Source organism: Gilvimarinus sp. 2_MG-2023 (assembly GCF_030547685.1).
GTDB lineage: Bacteria > Pseudomonadota > Gammaproteobacteria > Pseudomonadales > Cellvibrionaceae > Gilvimarinus.
The window spans coordinates 116,052-137,239 of the sequence record NZ_JAUOQM010000003.1 but is presented as its reverse complement, the minus strand read 5'-3'; the positions used below and the strand labels follow the sequence as shown (position 1 = coordinate 137,239).

The 21,188-nt window shown below is 48.5% G+C and carries 20 protein-coding genes and 1 riboswitch; of the genes, 8 read left to right on the top strand and 12 right to left on the bottom strand.

Annotated elements, in window-relative coordinates:
• Window positions 1–33 precede the first annotated feature (33 nt).
• Window positions 34–927, bottom strand: coding sequence for a glycerophosphodiester phosphodiesterase family protein (locus tag Q4526_RS00685; protein WP_215974779.1), 894 nt, complete (start codon window positions 925–927; stop codon window positions 34–36).
• Window positions 928–932: 5 nt separating this feature from the next.
• On the bottom strand, window positions 933–1,277 hold the full coding sequence (locus Q4526_RS00680) for a HopJ type III effector protein (RefSeq protein WP_215974778.1): 345 nt from the start codon (window positions 1,275–1,277) through the stop codon (window positions 933–935).
• 156 nt (window positions 1,278–1,433) lie between these two features.
• Window positions 1,434–1,530: riboswitch (TPP riboswitch) on the top strand.
• A 53-nt stretch (window positions 1,531–1,583) separates the two neighbouring features.
• On the opposite strand from Q4526_RS00680, the gene Q4526_RS00675 reads away from it, so the two are divergent.
• From Q4526_RS00675 to Q4526_RS00655, 5 genes are all read left to right on the top strand, one after another.
• On the top strand, window positions 1,584–3,731 hold the full coding sequence (locus Q4526_RS00675) for a TonB-dependent receptor (protein ID WP_215974777.1): 2,148 nt from the start codon (window positions 1,584–1,586) through the stop codon (window positions 3,729–3,731).
• Between the two features lie 71 nt (window positions 3,732–3,802).
• Complete coding sequence (locus Q4526_RS00670) at window positions 3,803–4,066, top strand: hypothetical protein (RefSeq protein WP_215974776.1); 264 nt, start codon at window positions 3,803–3,805, stop codon at window positions 4,064–4,066.
• Complete coding sequence (gene pnuC, locus Q4526_RS00665; RefSeq protein ID WP_215974775.1) at window positions 4,063–4,680, top strand: nicotinamide riboside transporter PnuC; 618 nt, start codon at window positions 4,063–4,065, stop codon at window positions 4,678–4,680. The genes Q4526_RS00670 and pnuC overlap by 4 nt, the downstream gene beginning before the upstream one ends.
• Entirely contained in the window at window positions 4,673–5,440 is a 768-nt protein-coding gene (locus tag Q4526_RS00660) for a choline/ethanolamine kinase family protein (RefSeq protein ID WP_215974774.1), read from the top strand. Before pnuC ends, Q4526_RS00660 begins: the two co-directional genes overlap by 8 nt.
• Window positions 5,441–5,508: 68 nt before the next feature.
• Window positions 5,509–5,943 (top strand): Plug domain-containing protein, encoded by a 435-nt coding sequence (locus tag Q4526_RS00655; RefSeq protein ID WP_303609486.1) that lies wholly within the window; start codon window positions 5,509–5,511, stop codon window positions 5,941–5,943.
• A gap of 201 nt (window positions 5,944–6,144) precedes the next feature.
• On the opposite strand, the gene Q4526_RS00650 is transcribed toward Q4526_RS00655, so the two are convergent.
• The 3 genes from Q4526_RS00650 to Q4526_RS00640 form a co-directional block, all read right to left on the bottom strand.
• Window positions 6,145–7,413 carry a GDSL-type esterase/lipase family protein gene (locus tag Q4526_RS00650; RefSeq protein WP_215974773.1) on the bottom strand — a complete coding sequence of 423 codons (1,269 nt, stop codon included), beginning with the start codon at window positions 7,411–7,413 and terminating at the stop codon, window positions 6,145–6,147.
• 169 nt (window positions 7,414–7,582) lie between these two features.
• The gene (locus tag Q4526_RS00645) at window positions 7,583–8,296 is read right to left on the bottom strand and encodes a hypothetical protein (RefSeq protein ID WP_215974772.1); all 714 of its coding nucleotides are present in this window, start codon (window positions 8,294–8,296) and stop codon (window positions 7,583–7,585) included.
• 104 nt (window positions 8,297–8,400) lie between these two features.
• The gene (locus Q4526_RS00640; RefSeq protein WP_215974771.1) at window positions 8,401–9,798 is read right to left on the bottom strand and encodes a DUF945 family protein; all 1,398 of its coding nucleotides are present in this window, start codon (window positions 9,796–9,798) and stop codon (window positions 8,401–8,403) included.
• Between the two features lie 325 nt (window positions 9,799–10,123).
• Between Q4526_RS00640 and Q4526_RS00635 the strand changes: the two genes are divergently transcribed.
• The gene (locus Q4526_RS00635) at window positions 10,124–12,169 is read left to right on the top strand and encodes an Ig-like domain-containing protein (protein WP_215974770.1); all 2,046 of its coding nucleotides are present in this window, start codon (window positions 10,124–10,126) and stop codon (window positions 12,167–12,169) included.
• Window positions 12,170–12,315: 146 nt separating this feature from the next.
• Here the strand turns inward: Q4526_RS00635 and Q4526_RS00630 are convergent, their stop codons facing one another.
• The 7 genes from Q4526_RS00630 to Q4526_RS00600 form a co-directional block, all read right to left on the bottom strand.
• Entirely contained in the window at window positions 12,316–12,657 is a 342-nt protein-coding gene (locus tag Q4526_RS00630; RefSeq protein ID WP_215974769.1) for a hypothetical protein, read from the bottom strand.
• A 14-nt stretch (window positions 12,658–12,671) separates the two neighbouring features.
• Window positions 12,672–13,703: a cytochrome d ubiquinol oxidase subunit II gene (gene cydB / locus Q4526_RS00625; protein WP_215974768.1), complete on the bottom strand. Its 1,032-nt coding sequence runs from the start codon at window positions 13,701–13,703 to the stop codon at window positions 12,672–12,674.
• Entirely contained in the window at window positions 13,700–15,106 is a 1,407-nt protein-coding gene (locus Q4526_RS00620) for a cytochrome ubiquinol oxidase subunit I (protein WP_215974809.1), read from the bottom strand. The genes cydB and Q4526_RS00620 overlap by 4 nt, the downstream gene beginning before the upstream one ends.
• 33 nt (window positions 15,107–15,139) lie before the next feature.
• Window positions 15,140–15,703, bottom strand: a complete 564-nt coding sequence (locus Q4526_RS00615) for a GbsR/MarR family transcriptional regulator (protein WP_303604426.1) — start codon at window positions 15,701–15,703, stop codon at window positions 15,140–15,142.
• Window positions 15,704–15,822: 119 nt separating this feature from the next.
• Entirely contained in the window at window positions 15,823–16,182 is a 360-nt protein-coding gene (locus Q4526_RS00610; RefSeq protein WP_215974767.1) for an MmcQ/YjbR family DNA-binding protein, read from the bottom strand.
• A 24-nt stretch (window positions 16,183–16,206) separates the two neighbouring features.
• Window positions 16,207–16,977: an META domain-containing protein gene (locus Q4526_RS00605; RefSeq protein ID WP_215974766.1), complete on the bottom strand. Its 771-nt coding sequence runs from the start codon at window positions 16,975–16,977 to the stop codon at window positions 16,207–16,209.
• A gap of 4 nt (window positions 16,978–16,981) precedes the next feature.
• Window positions 16,982–17,884, bottom strand: a complete 903-nt coding sequence (locus tag Q4526_RS00600) for a dienelactone hydrolase family protein (RefSeq protein WP_215974765.1) — start codon at window positions 17,882–17,884, stop codon at window positions 16,982–16,984.
• A gap of 429 nt (window positions 17,885–18,313) precedes the next feature.
• On the opposite strand from Q4526_RS00600, the gene Q4526_RS00595 reads away from it, so the two are divergent.
• Together Q4526_RS00595 and Q4526_RS00590 are read left to right on the top strand one after the other, a co-directional pair.
• On the top strand, window positions 18,314–20,035 hold the full coding sequence (locus Q4526_RS00595; RefSeq protein WP_215974764.1) for a cation:proton antiporter: 1,722 nt from the start codon (window positions 18,314–18,316) through the stop codon (window positions 20,033–20,035).
• On the top strand, window positions 20,019–20,981 hold the full coding sequence (locus Q4526_RS00590; protein WP_215974763.1) for a universal stress protein: 963 nt from the start codon (window positions 20,019–20,021) through the stop codon (window positions 20,979–20,981). Before Q4526_RS00595 ends, Q4526_RS00590 begins: the two co-directional genes overlap by 17 nt.
• Window positions 20,982–21,188 lie beyond the last annotated feature (207 nt).

Sequence of the window (21,188 nt, the reverse complement as noted above, 5' to 3'; positions counted from 1 at the left end):
CAAAGGCATAAAATTTCATAAATTCAATGATTTTCATGGAGCCAAGTAGTCAGTATAAATCTCACTAAATCCATGAAATTTTTTATACCGGTTCATTGCTGAATTACTATTGATTGTATGAACATATGTTGGAATATCTTTCTTAGCTAAATTGCGGGCTAATGACGGTGTGAAATTCATCCCTCTCCCCATCGTTACGGCATAATTACCGAAGAAGATTTCAACCCATCTATACACATCTTCAACATCACCTTCAAACTTATAAAGTGTCCATATTATATTTTCAAAGCCTAGCAGACGAACTTTAAAAAAATTTTCTGGCTGATATATCTGTGGAATAACTCGATCATTCGAATTCGGTAAATAAGTTTTAATAATCTTTAAGGAATTAATATTATCTTTCTTAACATCTGTAATAATTACTGCGTCAGGGTAATCCACCATCCAATCAGCCAATGATTTAAGAGTACATGCAGTAACATTAGCGTTATTATTTCTGGTCAAACTCTCAAATTCTGAAAATGTAACTTTATTCTTTAGTGTAACGCCCCACAATTCTGTAAACTTTTCACCCCAATCGTGTAAACAAATCAATTTTTCATCACTGGTAAGGTTAAAATCTATCTCAAAATACCGAAACCCTTTTGAATAATTTTCAGTCAGAGCCTGCAAGGAATTAGTATATGTTAACTCACCTAATGCGCCACCAGCATGGGCCACACGTAACGGCTTAAAGTTATTCACCTTAAAACTTTCATCAGAAAAGTCTTTTAAAAAATATTTATGATCGGCAGCATAAAACTTACTATAAAAAAAACAAACCAATATTGCCAACACCAATATGCCACTAACAATCAATAACAAAAGTCTTAGACTATGCTTTATTAGGGTCTTATTTTTGGATACAAACACTAGCGAAATTGGCATCTTTATTACTTCAACACCAATGCATCGCCATCAAACTGAACACCTTGCCAGCCATATTGAATAAAGTTTCGAATATTGGCGTGATCATCCCCCTCTGGATTTTGCAACACATCTTCGCGATAAAAATGGCCAAAGCACGCTAGAGCTTGCGCCTCGGTTAGGCCATTCATCAAACCAAACGCCAATATTTTGCAAGAACCCTCGTTTGTGCCAGCAGCGTTTTGCGTATCGCCATTTTTAAAAGCGGTGGGCGTGTAATCGTAGCAAGCATCAATCACGGCCATCGTCTCTTTAAATTCAACATTAAGCGGTTCTGAGGTTAACTTGGTGAGAAAAATATCCAGAGTCATTCTATCGCCTTCATTAAATAGCCCTGATAGCTGCGCTTAGCTAGCCTCGGGGGGTTGATTTCTAACGATATTCTACACTGTCTGATCGCCCACAGGTGCTTTGTACTGGCGAGGGGCTTTAAATCAGCGTAAAATACGCCACAACAAATCGCAAGATTGAATCCTCGGGGGGGCCTTTGGCCTGAGACGCATATGCGGACCCGTTGAACCTGATCCGGTTAATGCCGGCGTAGGGATAGGATGAGCACCTCTTTTTATCTACGCTATCTTTGCATGCCGGGTCTCCTACGCCTATTTGGAGACTCTATGAGCCACGCTTATTCACCCCGTTTACCGCACAAGACTTTTGCCCTGTCTGCACTGTGCTTAGCCCTAACGACCAATGCACAAGCTGCCCCTCAAGCCATTGAAGAGATGGTGGTGACCGCCGATTTTCGAGCGACCGAATTGACTCAACTGGCGGCCAGTGCCACGGTCATTAACGCCGACGCCATTAACGAGCGCAGCGCCCAGCACTTAGCCGAAATTTTAAACACCGCCCCCAATGTAAACTTTTCCGCCGGCGCCTCGCGCGGCCGCTTTTTTCAAATTCGCGGTATCGGCGAGCGCAGCCAGTTCGTCGAACCCGTTAACCCCTCGGTAGGCTTGTTGGTCGATGGCATTGATTTAACCGGCCTGGGCGGCGCAGCCACTACGCTGGACATCAGCCAAATCGAAATTTTGCGCGGTCCTCAGGGCACGGTATACGGAGCCAACGCACTGGCGGGTTTAATCAATATGGTATCCGCTGCGCCTTCCGACGAATTTAGTGGCGAAGCCACCGCAACCGCGAGCAATTACAACAGCTACAACACCGCCCTCACACTCAGCGGCCCCATGACCGACACCCTCGGCTGGCGTCTTGCGCTAGAGCAAAATACCTCAGACGGCTACCAGGACAATGCCTACCTCAACACGGATGACAATGCCAACATAGACGAGCAAACCGCCCGCGGCAAACTGCGCTGGCAACCGGCGGATAAGATTACGCTGGATGTGACCGGCTTGTATGTCAATGTCGATAACGGTTACGACGGTTTCTCGCTGGACAACACCCGCAGCACGTTATCCGACAATCCCGGCCACGACCGGATTGAAACCTTAGCAGGCTCCGCCCGCTTACAATTGGAACTATCCGACAGCATTAATTTTGTCGGACTGGTTAGTCACGCTCAATCCGACACTGAATATGGTTACGATGAGGACTGGGCCTACCCCGATTTGTGCCAAGACTTTAACTGTGTAGTCGAAGGCGAACAGCAATACGGCTACAACTCCACCGACAATTATCTACGCGATATCGACAACACCACCGTTGACTTACGCTTAGTATCCAGCACCCAGGCCGGTGAGCTGGGCTGGGTAGCGGGTGTTTATTACCGCGATCAAAACGAAGCATTAATCCGCGAACAAACCTATCTGGAAGGCACCTTTACCAGCCATTTCGGCGCCGAGAGCAGTGCAGTTTACGGCCAGTTGGATATTCCGCTGGCCGATACATTAACCCTGGTAACCGGTCTGCGCTATGAAGAGCGCACCGCCAGCTATCACGACAGTGACAGCGCCAGCTTTGAGCCCAGCGACGATATGCTAGGTGGAAAAATTGCCCTTGAATATCAAGCGAGCGACAGCACTCTGCTTTACACTTTGGTCTCCCGTGGCTACAAAGCCGGTGGCTTTAATAGCAATAACTCTATCGCGGTGGAAAACCGTGAATACCAACCTGAGTTTCTCTGGAACTACGAAGCGGGTGCTAAATTTAACGCGCTGAACAACACTTTAAACACCAACTTGGCGCTGTTTTATCAAGACCGTGACGACGTCCAAACCAAACAATCTCTGGTCACCCCGCTCGCCGGTGATAGCTGCCCCTGTGACTTTCCCGATTACACAACCAACGCCACCGCAGGTAGCGCCTATGGCCTAGAGGCCGAAATCAACTGGCAAGCAAATGATTCACTGGTACTGTTTACCAGTCTCGGTTTATTGCGTTCGGAGTTTGACGAATTTGCCAGCTACGCGCACGCCAAAGCGGATGAAGACACAGGCACGCCTTACGACTTGTCCGGCCACGACCTGCCCCACGCACCACGCTATCAGTTCACCGTCGGTGGCGAGTATTTCTTTACCGAGCAACTCTTTGCGCGGGTAGAGGTTGAAGGCAAAGACAGCTTTTATTTCTCCAGTCGCCACGAGGCGCAATCTGACGCTTACGAGCTGGTAAATGCCCGCTTCGGCTACACCACCCGTCGCTGGGAAGTCGCCTTGTGGGGGCGCAATCTGACCGATGAAGACACGCTGGTGCGTGGCTTTGGCAGCTTTGGTAACGATCCGCGCAAAGCCTACGCCACCGAGCCCTACACTCAATACGGCGAGCCTCGTGTTTACGGTGTTAGCGCCAAGGTGCAGTTTTAAGCCACAATAACCTAAACGCCCACACCAAGCGCCGGCAGGGTAACCTGCCGGACACCTCTTAGGAGTTCGCCATGAAGTTATCGGTCGAAATCAGTATGTACCCGTTTAACGAAGACTATATTCCCCCGATTCAAGGGTTTATCGATTGGCTCAATCAACAAGAAGGCCTGCTGATCAGCACCAAACCCACCTGCACACTTATAACCGGCGATTACGAACGCGTTATGCAAGTGCTCACCGAAGGACTGCGCTACAGCGTCGAGACTTGGGGCAAAGCGGTATTTGTCACCAAATTTCTACCGGGCTTTGAAGCTCTACCCGAGACCAATACATGAGCGACTTTAAACAGCAACTGTTAACAGCCATACAACAAATGTCGGCCTGGGAATTTATAGCCGTCGCCCTGGCGGTTGCCTATTTACTGTTAGCCGTAAAACAAAACAGTCTTTGCTGGTATTGCGCTTTTGCCAGTACTGCCATTTACACGGTCTTGTTTTGGGATGTCCAACTACTGATGGAATCCGGTCTTAATGTGTACTACATGGTCATGGCCGTATATGGCTGGTGGCAGTGGCGTCACGGAGGTAAAAATGACACATCCCCTCCCATTCGACGCTGGGGCTTAACGCAACACCTAAAGGCCGGTGCCGGCATCTTAACCATTACCCTAGTGTCTGGAGCCCTACTCATGCAGTATACTGAGGCTGCATGGCCCTACTTAGACTCCTTCACCACTTGGGCCAGCGTCATCACCACCTTTATGGTGGCTCGTAAAATACTGGAAAACTGGCTTTACTGGATGGTCATCAACAGCATATCGATATTTTTGTTTATCGACCGCGGCCTGTATTTAACAGCGCTGCTGCTGGTATCGTATTTGATTATTTCCATATTTGGCCTGATCAACTGGCGCAGGGACTATCGCCTACAAACCACTGGCGATGCCTGAACAAAACGTATTACAAGCCATACTGGCGGGTTGGCGCGACTGGCCACTACCCATTACCGAGCCGCCCAAAATTCTTGGCCCCATTCCCGGTGGGCGCACCAACCGCAACTTTAAAGTGAAAGCGCCGGGGGTAGAGCAAGCCCTTGTGCTGCGCATCAATAATCCGCGCGGTCGTCATCTGGGTATCAACCGCAGCGACGAAGCGCAAATTGCCCACACCGTTGCCAACGCGGGTATTGCTCCAGAGCCTATTCATCGCGATCCCAATCAGCGCTTTGCCCTACTGCCTTTTATTGAGGCCCGCACCTGGAACAGCAGCGATTTCACCAACCCTATCCAGCGCAAGCGTCTATTTAATCTGCTACAAACCGTGCAAGCGCTTAACCCCGCTACCAGCCGGCGCAGCTACCTTGCCTATCTAAATCATTACTGGAATTTTCTATCGCGGGCGCAAGCCATAACTACAGATCTAGCCCAGCAGTGGCAGACATTTTTGCCCGAGCTGGAAGCGTTCGATCAAGCTGACTGGCACCCCAAGCTCACCCACCACGATATGATTCCGGAAAATGTGCTGGATACCGGCGGACGCCTCTACCTTATCGACTGGGAATACGCCGCCATCGGCCACCCGGACATCGATCGCTGGAGTATCAGCCCAAGCCTTGTGCGCGAACCCTTTATTCACGACCTGGCCCGATGGACGAATGACTTGTGGGAGCGTGTACAAGTCGCGCTAAAACAACAAAACAGTTTAGTGTAAACCGGTTACTACTGTCGCCCTAGCCCCCATTCCCCTATAATCACTGAAAACGCTTTATGGAGGCAATTATGCAACGGAACGCACCAGCTTACTCTTTTATTTGTTCGGCTTTACTTTTCCCATTGAGCAGTACCACTGTGTTGGCGCAGTCGGTAGCGGATGAACCTCGCATTGAAGAGGTCTTAATTCTAGGCTCGCGCACTGTGGGGCGTACCTTGGACGACATGCCTGTACCGGTGGACGTGTTTACCCCCGAGACGCTGGCGCGCACCGGGCAAAGCGAACTTGGGCGTATGCTGCAAGCGGTAGCACCCTCATTTAACTTTTCCAGCTCATCGGTGAGCGATGGCACCGATGCCTTACGCCCCGCCACCTTGCGCGGGCTGGGGCCAGACCAAACATTGGTATTGATCAACGGCAAGCGCCGCCACCAAGCCCCGCCACCCAACTGCCACAGCTCGCCATTTTGGCCGAGCACGCCTAATGCACTCGGCATGTGGTGACAGATTTTCGAGTTTGCGTTTGAATGGTTGTGGGTGTGCATTTTGTGGGTGTCCAGGATTTGCATGTTCAATGTCGCCGAATAACCTGCACAGACATATAAGCCAAGAATATAGCGGCGCGGAAATCTTAGCCATTAGCTTTAACAAAAAGGCGACCAGACTGCATGGCCGCCTTTTAGGATTTTCGCACTAGCACAGAGGTTAACGATCCATATGTTTGCGAATCAAAGGCACCAACTCATTCGCTAACAACTGATACCCGTATTCATTCGGATGCAGTAAATCCGGCATTATCTCTTCCGTTAAATTACCATTTTTATCTAAAAATACGCTGTTTAAGTCGGCAAAAAAGACGCGCTCGCCGTCGGCAAAGTTGCGCAACCGGGCATTGGCAAGCGTATTGTTACGCCTTGCGTAGTCATCGGCGGTGGCGCCGCGCGGAAAGATTGCCAACATTAATACTTTGGTATCGGGCAGGCGCTGTTTAAGCTCGGTTAAAATTTGCTCGACCCCGCGGGCAATGACTGCCGGCTCGTCTTGGCGGTGGCCGGTGTTGTTGGTACCAATCATTAACACGAGCAGCTCGGGGTTAATATTGTCCACCTCGCCGTGGTTTAAACGCCACAACACGTTTTCGGTACGGTCACCACTAAAGCCTAAATTTAAACTGGGCCACGGAGCAAATGCTTGCTCGTATACAGATTGACCGGACCTCTCCCAGCTTTGGGTGATAGAGTCACCCAGAAACACCAACTGTGGGTCGCTCGCTTTAGCGGCTTTTAGCTTTTGCTCGTGGCGCGGTAGCCACCAGCTTTTGCTCCAATACGTATCGAGGGGGGCGGGGGTGACGGAAACAGTTTGATAGTCGGGGCATTCAAAAACGATATCGGCATTGGGAATGCTGGGCTCGATACGCAAGTCACTGAGGGTGAGCTTACCAGTGCCGCTGGTTCTTAATTGCAAGGGAGCTGCAGCTTGAGCTAACAAGGAGTCGCTCTCACGCACGACGCAGGACATAGGCAAAGCAACCGTGTGCGGGCCTTGCTTCACAAGCGGGGCCACTTGATTGCCCAACATCACGCTCCGCTCACAACCGCCGTCACACAGGCGGGTCAGGTCAAACCCGCCATTGATTAATTGTTCTATTTGTAGATCAAACACGTAGGCGCCGCTGCGGTAGAGCTCAAGGTTTTGAGGCCGCTTAAATTGGACATCCACTCCTGCCCGCCGGCTGTCGTGCCAGCTTAGCTCCAGCTGCGCGGACGAGACATTTAAAGTGGTAGCACGATTACTATCACCAACGGTTAAAGCATCACCCCGAAAGGTTTGGCGAGTGTCGTGCGTAAACAACTCAAATTCTGTGTTGCCATGAGCCGGCAATAACTTGATAGCTTGGGGGGGCTCGGGCGACAAAGAGGTGCACGCCACTAGAGCAAGCGCAGCTGCGCTCATTAAAAACACTTTTCGCATTATTATTACCTTCGGTTAGCTGATGGAGCAATATTAAACGACACTGCCCGAACGGTCTAGCCTTGAGCCGTGCACTGGACCAATGAGCAAATTTGGCGTGCGCCTTTCCCTAAAGACCATGGGACTGCATTTTGTGAGTGTCCAGAATTTGCACCTCACTCTAAACCAACTAATAATTCAATCGCTGATCCAGCTGTAACTTTCGAGTATATTCATTTACTAACGAATGAAGATTATTTAGGTCTTCTCGTGTTCTAGCAAACATCTTGGAAAAGCCCTTTAAATGCGCTAGAGGATGGTTTTGATAATAGTTAGCAGAAGATATATAGGAGCTATCCTGTAATTTCACTATCAGGCGATATATTTCAATTTCTAAAAGAGCTGGGTCTCGCGACATTTTTTCTAGCTGGCGCTCAATATAAAATGCATTGTGGCAGACATACTCACGCCAATTAGCTTTACTTGTACCAATTCTCATTGGGGCTTCATACTTTTCAGGTTCTAAGCTCTCAAACACAGAATCTATAAGATTTTGGTTAATTGTATTTTCATCTCCTTCAACTCCTGACTCTCTCAGCATACGAATAATCATACCGTTGGTATTTTTGGCCATTATCCTCGCCCAATATTCAAGAAACGAACATAAAGCTCTTTTTTGGTTAATTTCTCTAACATGCACAACAAAAAAATAGAAAATATAGCTAGCAATCATTGAAATTGTTATCGCTTCAAATATTAAGCCCAGCTTATATGCCCCAAAAAAAGCTTCAGGGATAGTGTCTAGAAAAAATATTTTAAAGAGCAAGCTGGCCGCACAGATTATTAATATAGTATTTAGCGGCCAAGGTACTGTTACAAAATAGACTTTTATAGCTTTTAACATAATTTAACCGACTGCATTTTGTGGGTGTCCAGGATTTGAGTGACGGTCGCGAGGGGTGCGTTCGCGGGTGCTGTACCCGCGAACGCGAAAAGAAGGATGTTACATCATAGCCCCAAGGGGAATGGCTGCTCGTTGATTTCAAGCACGCCCTTTTGCATTTCGATATCGGCACTTATTTTTCCGGCTGTTTCGGTCAGCATGCCTTGCTCAACAAACATATCCACCAAAGCGGCACCTGGGTTGCTGCCGTCGTCTGGCTCGGCGCCTTGCATCACGGCCATCAGTTGACCGAAGTGATCGGCGAGACTGCGGTCTAGCGCTAGGTTGGCGTTTAGGGTTAACGCGTTTAGCAACCACGGGGTCAGCATTTGTGGGTCCACTGGGGGGTTGTCGGTGGCGGCGCTCAAGCCCAGCGATAGGTCGGCATTGGCCGTGCCTTGGGTGAGCGTGAACGACAATTGGTCGATGTGCACCTCGGGCCCTCGCGCCCAAAAGGCCTGTGTGATTTGCGGGGTAAACAATTGCGAGTAATCCGGCATCACGGGGTCGGCGGCGTCCGCCGAGGCTGCGGATGTTTGCAACAGCTCACCGTAGGCTTCCATGTAGGCGCGGTAGGCATCGATGTCGATATTTAACAGGGACATGGCGAACACTGCATCCGACAGATTAATGGCTTCACCGGCAATGGCATTAACGGACATTTCGGCCGTCATATCAAAAGCGTTGGCTTGTTCATTAAAGCTGACACTGGAGGCCATGCGCACCCCTGTGGCCAAACCACCGGCGCCGAAAGGCGGCCGCACTTGAATTTGCCCCACAGTGAGCAGCGCATCGCTGGGATAGAGCATGGTGCTCCAGTCGATACGGGATAAGTCGGCATTGACGTGCGCTTCAAGATCCGCCATTGAGGCGCTGCTGGTTTCATCGGTAAAGGAGGCCTCTTGCACGGCGCCAACGTAGGTCAGCTGGCCTGAACTGGACACGTTACCGGCCCCTTTATAGCCAGTAAAGGCGGCGCTGAAGTCGCTGTCTTGCAGCTCAAACGCACGCAGCGTGTCTTTAAAATCGGTGTTGGCCAGAAGCGAGGTTTTACCCGATACGCGGTAAAAAGGCTCACTGTCATCGAGGCCCAGCGCCTCATTGACTTTGGCTTGAGTGGCGGAGTCTAGGCCTGCACGCCACTGGTACAAACCCAACCCAAACCCGTCATTCAGCAGTAGCGGGCCGTGGTCGAGTGAGACCATCACGCCGAGCGCCATCGGCGGTACGTCAGCTTCGGTGGTGGAGGTGAATTGCCCCCAATCAATACCGATTTCCACCTCGGCGTTGGAGGTTAACCAGCTGCGCTGATAGCGCGTAATAGAGGCTGTGTAGCCGGGGTATTCGTCAATGGATTGTACCACTTGCTCTATATGCCCCTGGGCGTGGCGACCCAATAATGCAGGCGCACACAAGGTGGCGATAACCACCGCGACTACAACAATGCCGACGAGTTTTTTCATTCTGAAATCCTTTCAATGCGTTATTGGTACGAAGGCAGCTTACCATAGCTATTGTTGCTGCCGCCGGGGCTCACTTTTATTTCTGATCGATTAAGGTTGGCTAAAGTTTTGCTTGGCGCCTGTTTATTACATTCACTTTCTATTTTACGAGTGCATCTATCCTCTAGCGTTTGATTTACCGAGAATAACGACATGGCTCTATATTCAATTCGCTAAATTTTGCTCAAATCATGATTTTTTGTTAACTCGCCACCTCTTAGATGTGTCTTAACTATACAAATACGCTATATTGGATATCGCTCCGCACTACAAATTGGACGTTCTTATGCTTAACTTTACTCAATATTTCCCTGCTCACTGGCAGACCAAAGCAATCGCGATTATTTTATGTATAGGCCTTTCGGCCTGTGGAAGCGACAGTGCGGGTACCGGAGATACGGGGCCTAATGACCCGGATGCTATCAAACAAGAGCAGCCTCCGCTGTACTTTGCTCAACCGAGCATAACCTTGAATTATGGTGAATCACCAGCGCAAAATCCGTTACGGGGTGGCGCGGGTGAAGGGGCGATTAGCTACACCTCAAGCGATACCAGTGTTGCCGCAGTTAATAACGTGACAGGTCACCTAGAGCCGCGCAAGTCTGGCCAAACAACTATCACGGCCGTCAAAGCCTCAGATGCTAATAATTTTTCTGCACAAGCAAGCTATGCGCTACGCATCAATACCTCACCGCAGCAGCCATTAGCCTTCGAGCAATCCGCCATTGAGCAATACATTGACGAAACACCTTATAACAACAGATTAAGTGGAGGGTCAGGTAGTGTTTCAACTATATTTAGCAGTAGTGCACCCAGAATCGTCAGTGTAGATGCTGGTAGTGGGGCGTTAACTTTTATTGATGAAGGCACGACAACCATAACAGCTCATCGTCCAGCTAATGAGCGCTACGCCGAAATTAATGCAAGCTATAAAATGACCGTCTTAAAGTACCCTCACGGTTCTCTAAGCTTCACCTTTCCGGAGATAGACGGAATTATTGGATTTACGCCTGATAACAACCCGTTAATTTTTGATGACGTAAAAAGCAGTGGAGCAGTCGTCTTTTCATCGAGTAACCCAACGATTGCAACGGTTCATGCAGACACAGGCGTGGTTACGCCCCTACAAGCAGGCACTACCGAAATTAACGCGATAAAGCTTAGCGATGAATACTACACAGCCATCACTGCCAGCTATTCATTAGAGATTTTCGATATAATGGCTAATTTACAAATCCACATTGGCACACAAGACACAAAAATACAGTGGGATTCGCAATACGGCGACATCAACGTACAACGATCTCGATTTTCTGCCTGCGACCCCAGTGTTATTGGCGGTTGTTTTAATTACAGTTCTCAGACAATTAGAAGCCTCGATGAGCTTCCGATTATAGACTCATATCCTAAGATTGAACAATCTGCTTATTTGCGTTTCCATAATCAAAACCACCAATCCGATTCAATTTCAGTTGTACCTATTCATCAGCCTTTTTTACCATTAACAGGCAATGCACTTCTTTATACTGAAGATACTTTTTGGTCATTTGGTGGCACAACCGAGGCAGATCAACCCACAAATATGGTGTGGACCAGCCAAGATGGTATCCACTGGCAAGAATATACATACCCGCTTAACCAAGCAGCCAGTCATATTAGCTCTGTGACTTTCAATAACGAAATTTACGTTACAGGCGGTCAAAATAATGGTTATTTACATACCATATGGAAGCTTGATGATAACGGTTGGCAGTCGGTATTGACTCCAGACTTACCGAACGATACCAGCAGCTATTTAATCGCTTTTGATAACGCTTTATGGTTGGTCAGTAGTGCCGGAATTTGGAATAGCGCTGACGGGATCAGCTGGAATTTAATAAATAATTCACCTGAGTTCTCTGCACGTAATGATTTTTCGTTGTTTACTTTCAACGATGAAATATATTTATTAGGTGGCCGATCATTAATCGGAGGTGATGCTCTTTTAAAAGACATTTGGCATAGTTCAGATGGGGCTAACTGGCAATTTCTGAACGCCACAGGCACGTTCCCAGCACAATCGAACGCTAAAGTATTAAATTTTAATAACACTCTCTATTTATTCACCGGCGAAAGCGAAAATCCCAATATGAGTGTATATTCAAGTGCCGATGCCGCAAACTGGACTGAACTTGGTGACCCCGATGTAGGCAATTCATCTTCGACTTCATTAACTGTAGGTCATGATGGCTTTTTTATGACCACGTCTACGTCTAGCTTCACTTGGTTTTCAAAAAATGGGCTCGTATGGCGCACCCCAGCCGACAACCGTTTAGAGTGGGTGGAGAACTAAGCCATCGTAAATTGAAATGAACCTAAGCAAGCATCGCCGCATTGTTTAGGTTCATTTTTTACTGACCTTAGCGCCGAGCTTTTAGACCACAACCCCATCAAATACAGCTTCAACTACGATATCGGCACCGCAAATACTATAATAATTTATCGGTTAATATCCGTTACTCTTTTTCCAGAAGTCACCCGCAGCAATGCCAGCACCAAACTACCCACAAAAACAAATACTGGGGCGGGCCAAACGAATAAACCATATTGAACATCACTAAAAATCAACGCAAATGCCGCCGGCAAAATAACCACCCCTGATTCGCTGATGGTCAATGTAGGCGTAAACAACAGCGCTCGCACAGCCGCTATTACCCCATATTTTTTCCATCCCGGCTGCAGCGGCACTAACAATCGCCGTATAACATACCGCCCGAGAATAACCGACAGTAAATAAACGGCCAGCAGTGCAGAGATCAAAAGCAACAGATAGTCAGGCATCTGTTTGCCCAAGGTTAATGATATTTAAGCTCTGTTGCCTTACCCCAAAACACCCGATAGGCGTAAGCCGTATAAATTAAAATAACCGGCACTACGATAACAGCGCCCAAACCAATTGGAATTAACGCCGACGAATCGGCCGCTGCCTGCCACACCGTTAACTGGCCGGGAACGATGTCGGGGAAAAAGCTGTAACCCAAACCCAAAAAGCTCAGCAAAAATAACACCACAGCGCCGGCAAATGGCAACCAACACCACCTTTCTCCGGTGCGAGGGAAGTCTCTTAAGTATAATTCAGTTACCACACTGATCACAAAAATACTGAGGGGCACCAATAGCAAAATAAAAAATTGCGGAAAGCCAAACCATTTGCCATACACATCTGGATTTGCCCATGGGTTCACAATTGAAATAAGCGCTAAGCCCAACAGTGTTACCCACAACATGGTGCGCGCCCAATTGGCCGCCCGGCGCTGTAAATCGTGCTCGGTTTTCATTACCAGCCAGGCGGCACCAATAAAACAATAACCGGCACTGACACACACGCCACTCAATAACGCAAACGCTATACTTAACGTATTGTATTCAAAACCCACCACGTATAAACCAATCATAACGCCTTGGCTAAAGGTTGCCAGCATGGAGCCCGTTTTAAAGACCCAATCCCAGCGGCGTTTATGCTCGCTGGGCGATTTGGCGCGAAAGTCGAAAGCGACTCCGCGCAGAATGAGCCCTAGCAATAACACCAGTGCGGGTAAGTACAGTTGGCCCAATATCAATGCGTTGGCACTGGGAAAGGCAATTAATAATAAACCCACCGCTAGTACCAGCCATGTCTCATTGGCATCCCAAAATGGGCCAATGGAGGCAATCATAGTATCGCGCTCATCCTTGGTGGCGGCTTTAGCATCCATGGGTAATAAAATTCCCACCCCTAAATCATAACCATCCAAGACCGCATAAATAAAAAACGAAAGTCCCATTAAGCCGATAAAAATCACTGGCAACCAGTAGTCCCAACCCGTCAATACAATATCTTCACTCATGGCTGAACCTCCCTTGAGGGGTCATTAAAGGTTTTGCTCTTTGCTGAGGACTTTTGCTCGGCAGAGTGCTCTCTCTTCGTGGGCTGTGCATCGCTATAACCTTCCAGCACAGAAGCCTTGCGCGCCATTAAAAAGACCGTATGAATATAAGCTGTCAACAAAACCAAATATACAGTCGCGTACGCCAGCAATGATATCCATACAAACTCTGCAGGTTGATCGGTTACCGCCTCTCGCGTGCGCAATATACCGGTCACTAGGAATGGCTGCCGGCCAATTTCGGTCACATACCAACCGGCCAAGGTTGCCATCCATCCAGAAAAAGTCATGCCCAATAGTACGCGCAGCTGCCATTTAGGGAGCTGGCCACGTCGGTGCAGCGTCCAGCGGCCCAAGACACTGATTAAAATCATCAGCAAGCCTAAACCCACCATAATTCGAAAGGCAAAAAATACTGGGGCAACTGGCGGGTGGGCGTCGGGAAATTCGTTTAACCCTTGCACTTCACCTTCTGGGTCGTGGGTTAAAATAATGCTGGCCAGTTTTGGAATGCCTAGGGAGTAGTGATTCTTTTGTTGCTCAGCATCGGGCAGAGCAAATAACAACAGTGGCGCGGCGTGCTCGGTATGCCAAATGCCCTCCATTGCGGCAATTTTAGCCGGTTGATGTTCCAGAGTATTTAAGCCGTGAAAATCCCCCACCAAAGCTTGAGTGGGAGCCAATATAAGTGCCGCTGTTAAGCCAAATTTTAAGGTGTATTTAGGGCCGGGTTTATTGTCGCCGCGCAGCAGTCGGTAGGCCGACACGCCGGTAATTAAAAAAGCACACGTCAGGCATGAAGCCAGCATCATGTGAGCAAATCGGTAGGGGAACGACGGGTTAAAAATAATCGCCAACCAGCTTTCGGGGTAAACAATACCATCGCGTAGGACATGACCGGTCGGGGTATGCATCCAGGAGTTAAGCGCTAAAATCCAAAACGCTGACAGGGTTGTACCCACGGCCACCATCAGGGTGGCAAAGGTGTGCACCTTGTTGGATACACGATTGCCACCAAACAACATAACCCCCAGAAAGGTGGCCTCCAAAAAGAAGGCGGTTAACACCTCGTATCCCAATAATGGCCCCGCCACATTACCAACCTTGGCCATATAACCGGGCCAATTGGTGCCAAACTGGAAAGACATGGTAATACCGCTGACCACACCCAATGCAAACGTCAGGGCAAAGATCTTTACCCAAAAACGGTAGATGCGATTCCAGGTATCGTCCCCAGTGGCGTTGGCGCAAAGTTTAAAAAATAACAGAGCCCAACACAGGGCAATGGTGATGGTGGGAAATAAGATGTGGAAGCTAATATTCAGAGCAAACTGAATACGCGATAACATCAAGGTGTCGAGCAACTCCATGGGTACCTCGCATGGTTAAGACACAAGTTAAGACTTACCGGTTAATTTACCTTTAAAATCCAGCACTTTACCGAGCCCTGCACCCAACTTAAGTAAACGCGTAAGTTGCTCGGTAGACAGTTGATTAAACTCTTCGGAGACCTGTGTGAGCTGCTCCATTAAGTCGTGCATTTGATGAATGCGCTTTTGCGCGTAAGCGTCGCGACTGTCTTGTGGGGTTTGCATCAGTGCGTCACGCAATACACTCAAGGTGGGGTCAATTTCGCGCTTGCGGCGCTCGGCCACCAAGGTGCGGGCGATCTGCCAAATATCTTCTGGCGCATTAAAGTAATCTTTGCGATCCCCCGGGTAGTGCACTGTGGTCAGTAATTGCCAAGAGCCCAGCTCTTTGAGGCCCATAGAGACATTGGAACGGGAAATACACAGCGCCTCGCCAATTTGGTCGGCATTTAAGGGCGCCTCACTGAGCACCAACAGCGCATAGATTTGCCCCACAGTACGATTTATCCCCCAACGACTGCCCATTTCGCCGAAGTTCGCTACTACTTGCCTCATCATTGGCGTCATAAACTCTGAAGAATCTGTGCTCATAACTTCTCAACTTTCAGTAATTACTGAAAATAGTAAACCTTATGAGAGGTCAGAGCAAGCTCGGAGATCACTCTCGCCCGAACGAGGGCCTAAAGCGGAGGTATTTTTATAAAGCGCGCTTACAACAGGCCGAGCTCGCGCTGGCGTTTTTTACTTAACCCCGCCGCGACAATACGGTGCGATTCGGTCAGGTAATAGGTGAGCGCGTCATCCTGTGCGGGGCCGGCATCGTATTGCTGAATCCACTTAAACCCGCGCGAGGCTAAATAAGGTGCCGGTCGATAGCCCGGCTCTTCGCTCAGTAGGTCAAAGTGGTAATCCGAGGTTTTAAAGGTGAAGGCGGGCTGATTGTTTTTTTGCCAACCGCCCACCGCAAAGACTTTGCCCCCTACCTTCCAGACTTCGGAGTTGCCCCATTGCACCACATGGCTGGTAGCAGGCAAAGACGCGCACAGGTCGTTGAAGGCTTGATAGTCCATGAGCTTGGCCTAGGCTCTGTTATTTTACGAATCGCTAGAGGTACACGTGTACGCTGTGCCATTCAGGGTTAATTGGGCGGCATTTCCCTTGTTCCAAAACTCAATGTCTTTACCGGTATAGCGAGCGCCCGAGGCGGACAACTCACGATGCACAATAAACACTTGTTCGGCTTGCGTGATCGCCAATGTCTCTGGCCCTAAAAAGCGGCTGGATACTTGACCTAAAGCCCCGCAGTGATAGCGATGTAGCCGCCCCGAGGATTGATCGTGTTTTGCAGCGGGGCTGGGCTGGGGCTTAGGTTTGGGTTTAGGGTTAGCACTGGCGCCAGCTGGACGATTCGAGTTTTCGCCAAGCTGAATGAGCCTTAACCTCCGGTTGCCTTGGGCGTCATAAATATCCAGCCACGTTGCCGACTCAATGCTATAACGTGCAGCTTCTGACATAGCCGTCAAAAAACGCTGCTCCTGCATCTGTAATGCCAACACACAACTGCTGCGGGTAATGACTAACTGCGCCACCTCAAACCCGCCATCGGTGGCATCCAAACTCGCCGTATAGGGGCTGCACCCGGTTAAACCCGCCACTTGATTGGGGCTATCGAACTCTACGGTAATCATGCTGCGATCAATAATGCCGCCCTGATTAATGTCTTCCACTTGCCACTGCCCCGTCAATGGTGGCGACAATCCGTTAACGTGTGAGGTGGTGCAGCCATGCAGTATCGCCGCAACGGCTAACACTGCAATAAGATGCAGGCCTTTGGCTTTGGAAGTGATAAGGGCAGCTCTACGCATTGAATCAACTTAATTTTTCGGTGAAAAAGGCGAGGGTACGCTGCCAGGCCAAATCGGCACTGGCTCGATCAAACCGACTGGTAGAATCATTATGAAAGCCATGGTGAGCGTCTTTATACATAAACATTTGATAGTCGACTTTATTGGCTTTTAAATCTTGCTCGTACTCGGGCCAGGTTTTATTCACGCGCTCATCCAACTCGCCCAGTTGCACCATCAATGGAGCTTCAATATTCTGGCGCAGCTCTTTCGGTGCGGGCGTGCCATAAAAAGGCACCCCAGCGGTCAATAAATCGCTGTCGACGGCGGCTAAATAATTCACCATATAACCGCCAAAGCAAAATCCTACAGCCCCGAGCTTGCCGTTACTCAGCGAGTGAGTTTTTAAGAACTTGGCCGCCGCGACAAAATCGTGCTGGATTTTGTCCTTATCCAAGGTGCGCTGCATAGCCCGGCCCTCATCATCATTGCCCGGGTACCCGCCCAACGGGAATAAGGCATCCGGCGCAAACGCCAAAAAGCCCGCCTTTGCCAACCGGCGGGCGACGTCTTTCACATAGGGATTTAAACCACGATTTTCGTGAATGACCAATACCGCTGGGTAAGACGTGGCAGAGATGGCCGGTCTGACCCAGTAACCCCGCCCCTGCTCGTGGCCCTCGGGTGAATCAAAAGTTTCATAACTGGCGGTAATGTCCTCATCATTAAAGGACACTTGCTCGGCCAGTGCATAATTGGGCAAGAGCGCCGTGGTCAACATCGACATTGAGTAGCCAACAGCCGCCAAGGTGCCTAATTTACGCATGAACGTGCGGCGATCCATGCCACCATGAGCGTATTCGTCATACCAATCAAACGCTTCTTGAGGGATATGGGTATTTGGGGCAGTATTCGCTCTCTCGCTCATAACCTTTCCTTTGACTTTGGTTAAAGTTTTTAAGGCCAATATGCCCAAGTAGGCTCAAAGGCCAGAACTGGGCCCTACTAGCATCCCACAAAAGCATTTTTTGATTTTAACGTCTCACTAATACAAATTATTCACACGCTGGCGTTTACATGGCTCTTCAACATGATGCTAGGGATAAAACATTTTATAAAAAATGCTTTAAACGCCCCATGAAATTTGAGCCAAATCAAGTATAAGCCATAAGAGTATTGCAAACCATTTCTAGGCTGATAGATATAACTTCAAACAACATTGCCACTTAACGTTTACTAACACTTACGCCCCATAAAAACCGTATGGTTATTCTATGATGTAGGGACTAGGTATAACCATTACACGGCGTGTTGATATCATCAGTAAGCTTTACGTGACAAAACTCAGGAATCATATATGAACCTAACAGAGCTGATTGCACAATCAGCATTTACGGAAATTACCGCACTGCTAGTGCTGGCCGCAATTGTAGGGTTTATCGGCCTATTATTGCGCCAGCCACTCATTGTGAGCTTCATCGCCGTAGGTTTGCTCTCTGGCCCCTCTGGACTGGACATAGTTCACTCTAAAGAACAAATCGAACTGCTTTCTGAGCTCGGCATCGCCGTTCTCCTGTTTTTAGTCGGTATTAAATTAGACGTCAAATTAATTCGCTCTATTGGTGGTGTATCGGTTATGACCGGCCTAGGGCAAGTGGCTTTCACCTCCATTATTGGTTACTTAATTGGCTTGGCTATTGGTCTCGATACTATTTCCAGCCTCTATATTGCGGTCGCACTGACGTTTTCTTCGACCATCATTATCGTTAAATTGCTCTCTGATAAACGAGAAATAGACTCTTTGCATGGCCAGATCGCACTGGGCTTTCTGATTGTGCAAGACTTGGTTGTTGTTGTCGCCATGATTGTTCTTGCCGCCATTGGTATTGGCGCCGGTGAAAATCATAACGCCTCTATTTGGCAGGTGGCCTTGTCGGGTTTGGCACTTCTTATTTTTGTTATATTTTTTATCCGCTATATCGCCAACCCACTTACCGAAAAACTCGCCAAGGCCTCAGAGCTGTTGGTTATATATGCCATCGCTCAAGCGGCTCTGTTCGCTGCCATTGGGGAAATTGTCGGCTTGGGAATGGAGGTCGGCGGCCTACTCGCTGGGGTTGCTCTGGCCTCAACGCCTTTTCGGGAAAGTATTGCGGCGCGCCTTGGGCCCTTGCGTGATTTTTTATTGTTGTTCTTTTTTATTGCCTTAGGAGCAACGATTGACCTATCACTGCTGGGCTCTCACCTAACCGGAGCTATTTTATTTTCTGTATTTGTGCTGATTGGTAACCCATTAATTGTACTTATCATTATGGGTTTAATGGGGTATCGAAAACGCACCGGATTTCTAGCCGGCTTAACCGTCGCACAAATTAGCGAGTTTTCGTTAATTTTTATCGCCATGGGCATCAGTTTAGGCCATGTACAACAAGATATTTTAGGATTGGTGACACTGGTGGGCATCGTTACAATCGCCGCATCAACCTATATGATCACTTACTCACATCAACTTTACGCATTATTCGAACCTATTTTAGGCTGGTTTGAACGCCAGGGCGCGCCGCGAGAAAAGCCCACAGAGCATCACTCCGGCAACACTTGTCCCGTTATTGTTTTTGGCTTGGGACGACTTGGCACTGCAATTGCCTCCCGCCTGCAAGCGCAGAACATCAATGTATTGGGTGTTGATTTCAACCCTGCGGCTATTAAACGCTGGAACTATTTAGGTCTGGACACCGCTTATGGTGATGTCACCGATGCCGAGTTTATTGCCGATTTACCTTTGCGTCACGCTAAGTGGGTGGTCTCTACCGTTCCTCACCATCATACCGGCATTAACTCCGAAGATACCCGAAGAACCATTGTTCAACTTACCCGCACGGGCGGCTTTAAGGGTCAACTCGCTACGGCATCGCAAAGCCGTCAAGAATCGGAAGAGCTGCAATTACTAGGGATAGACCTCATTTTGGAGCCATTTCAAGATGCCGCAGACAGAGCAGTCGAGCTTTTATTAGAAGGTTTGCCAGAACAACCCCAGAGAGAACAAAATCAAGGAGAGAAACATGGCGTTATTTCGTAATATCGTTTACGTTTTAGACGATCACTACACTGAGCCGCCAGCCTCGTTATTACGAGCCATTACTTTGGCAGAGAATTCTCAAGCTACATTAACCATCTTGTATGTGCTGCCCAAACTATCCCTATCCTCTTATTCTCAAGAAATAGAAATTGATCACGAAGAGGCAGAATCGCTCATTATAGAGCGTGAAAAAGTTCGCCTACAGGAATATGTCCACTCTTTATCTAAAAACATCAGCCCTACCGCTGACTTAAGAATAGGAAAATCGTATATAGAAATCGTTCGCGCTGTCACCGAGAACTCATTTGATTTAGTTATAAAACAGGTCGACCACATCAGCTGGCTTGAACGTTTGATTGGCAGCAACGATATGCAATTATTGCGCAATTGCCCCTGCCCGGTCTGGCTACTAAAGGACAATGTCAACGTTGACTACAAAAATATCATTGTAGCCGTCGATTTTGATACCGAAGCGGATGAAACACTTAACGCCGACCTTAATAGAAAAATGCTCGGTATTGCCAGTGCGTTAAGTCTTGCGGATTTCACCGCTTTACACATTGTTAACACATACGATGTACCAGAAGCGGGCTTCGTCAGCCTCTGGGTGGACCAACCTAGCAATACCGAGCAAGACCTATACGAATCGGAATATCAGCGAAGAAGTTACCAAATGAAAGTGCTTTTAACTAACTTACAGCAGTCACTGGGTGAAAGCACTTATCGTTATCTCGCGCCAAAATCCTATGTTGTCCGAGGCATCGCTGATCATGAGCTGCCCAAAATGGCTGACGACTTAAACGCAGATTTGGTTATTATGGGAACCGTAGCAAGAACAGGAATACCTGGCGCCATTATTGGTAACACCGCCGAATCGGTGTTATCGCAATTACAGTGTTCGGTACTGGCCATTAAACCTGAAGGATTTGTGTGCCCCATCAAGTAGTGGATTGACCCACACAGCACCCTATCGTGCGCGAGCTTACACCTATTTCTGTATTGGAGGTATCATTAGAGCAATCAAATGATAGTTGATGGGCAGCATCGGGATAAGAACGATTTACACCCAGTAATGGGCAGACAGAACCATGAGGGCCACGCTTTAGTCTAGTTGCATAGCCCTCATCACCGCTGGGCTGGGCTGCCCTTCTCT

Bases quoted from the DNA above. Each gene is read 5' to 3' on its own strand.
- Q4526_RS00685 (WP_215974779.1), bottom strand. From the start codon at position 927: ATGCCAATTTCGCTAGTGTTTGTATCCAAAAATAAGACCCTAATAAAG.
- Q4526_RS00680 (WP_215974778.1), bottom strand. From the start codon at position 1,277: ATGACTCTGGATATTTTTCTCACCAAGTTAACCTCAGAACCGCTTAAT.
- Q4526_RS00675 (WP_215974777.1), top strand. From the start codon at position 1,584: ATGAGCCACGCTTATTCACCCCGTTTACCGCACAAGACTTTTGCCCTG.
- Q4526_RS00670 (WP_215974776.1), top strand. From the start codon at position 3,803: ATGAAGTTATCGGTCGAAATCAGTATGTACCCGTTTAACGAAGACTAT.
- pnuC (WP_215974775.1), top strand. From the start codon at position 4,063: ATGAGCGACTTTAAACAGCAACTGTTAACAGCCATACAACAAATGTCG.
- Q4526_RS00660 (WP_215974774.1), top strand. From the start codon at position 4,673: ATGCCTGAACAAAACGTATTACAAGCCATACTGGCGGGTTGGCGCGAC.
- Q4526_RS00655 (WP_303609486.1), top strand. From the start codon at position 5,509: ATGCAACGGAACGCACCAGCTTACTCTTTTATTTGTTCGGCTTTACTT.
- Q4526_RS00650 (WP_215974773.1), bottom strand. From the start codon at position 7,413: ATGCGAAAAGTGTTTTTAATGAGCGCAGCTGCGCTTGCTCTAGTGGCG.
- Q4526_RS00645 (WP_215974772.1), bottom strand. From the start codon at position 8,296: ATGTTAAAAGCTATAAAAGTCTATTTTGTAACAGTACCTTGGCCGCTA.
- Q4526_RS00640 (WP_215974771.1), bottom strand. From the start codon at position 9,798: ATGAAAAAACTCGTCGGCATTGTTGTAGTCGCGGTGGTTATCGCCACC.
- Q4526_RS00635 (WP_215974770.1), top strand. From the start codon at position 10,124: ATGCTTAACTTTACTCAATATTTCCCTGCTCACTGGCAGACCAAAGCA.
- Q4526_RS00630 (WP_215974769.1), bottom strand. From the start codon at position 12,657: ATGCCTGACTATCTGTTGCTTTTGATCTCTGCACTGCTGGCCGTTTAT.
- cydB (WP_215974768.1), bottom strand. From the start codon at position 13,703: ATGAGTGAAGATATTGTATTGACGGGTTGGGACTACTGGTTGCCAGTG.
- Q4526_RS00615 (WP_303604426.1), bottom strand. From the start codon at position 15,703: ATGAGCACAGATTCTTCAGAGTTTATGACGCCAATGATGAGGCAAGTA.
- Q4526_RS00610 (WP_215974767.1), bottom strand. From the start codon at position 16,182: ATGGACTATCAAGCCTTCAACGACCTGTGCGCGTCTTTGCCTGCTACC.
- Q4526_RS00605 (WP_215974766.1), bottom strand. From the start codon at position 16,977: ATGCGTAGAGCTGCCCTTATCACTTCCAAAGCCAAAGGCCTGCATCTT.
- Q4526_RS00600 (WP_215974765.1), bottom strand. From the start codon at position 17,884: ATGAGCGAGAGAGCGAATACTGCCCCAAATACCCATATCCCTCAAGAA.
- Q4526_RS00595 (WP_215974764.1), top strand. From the start codon at position 18,314: ATGAACCTAACAGAGCTGATTGCACAATCAGCATTTACGGAAATTACC.
- Q4526_RS00590 (WP_215974763.1), top strand. From the start codon at position 20,019: ATGGCGTTATTTCGTAATATCGTTTACGTTTTAGACGATCACTACACT.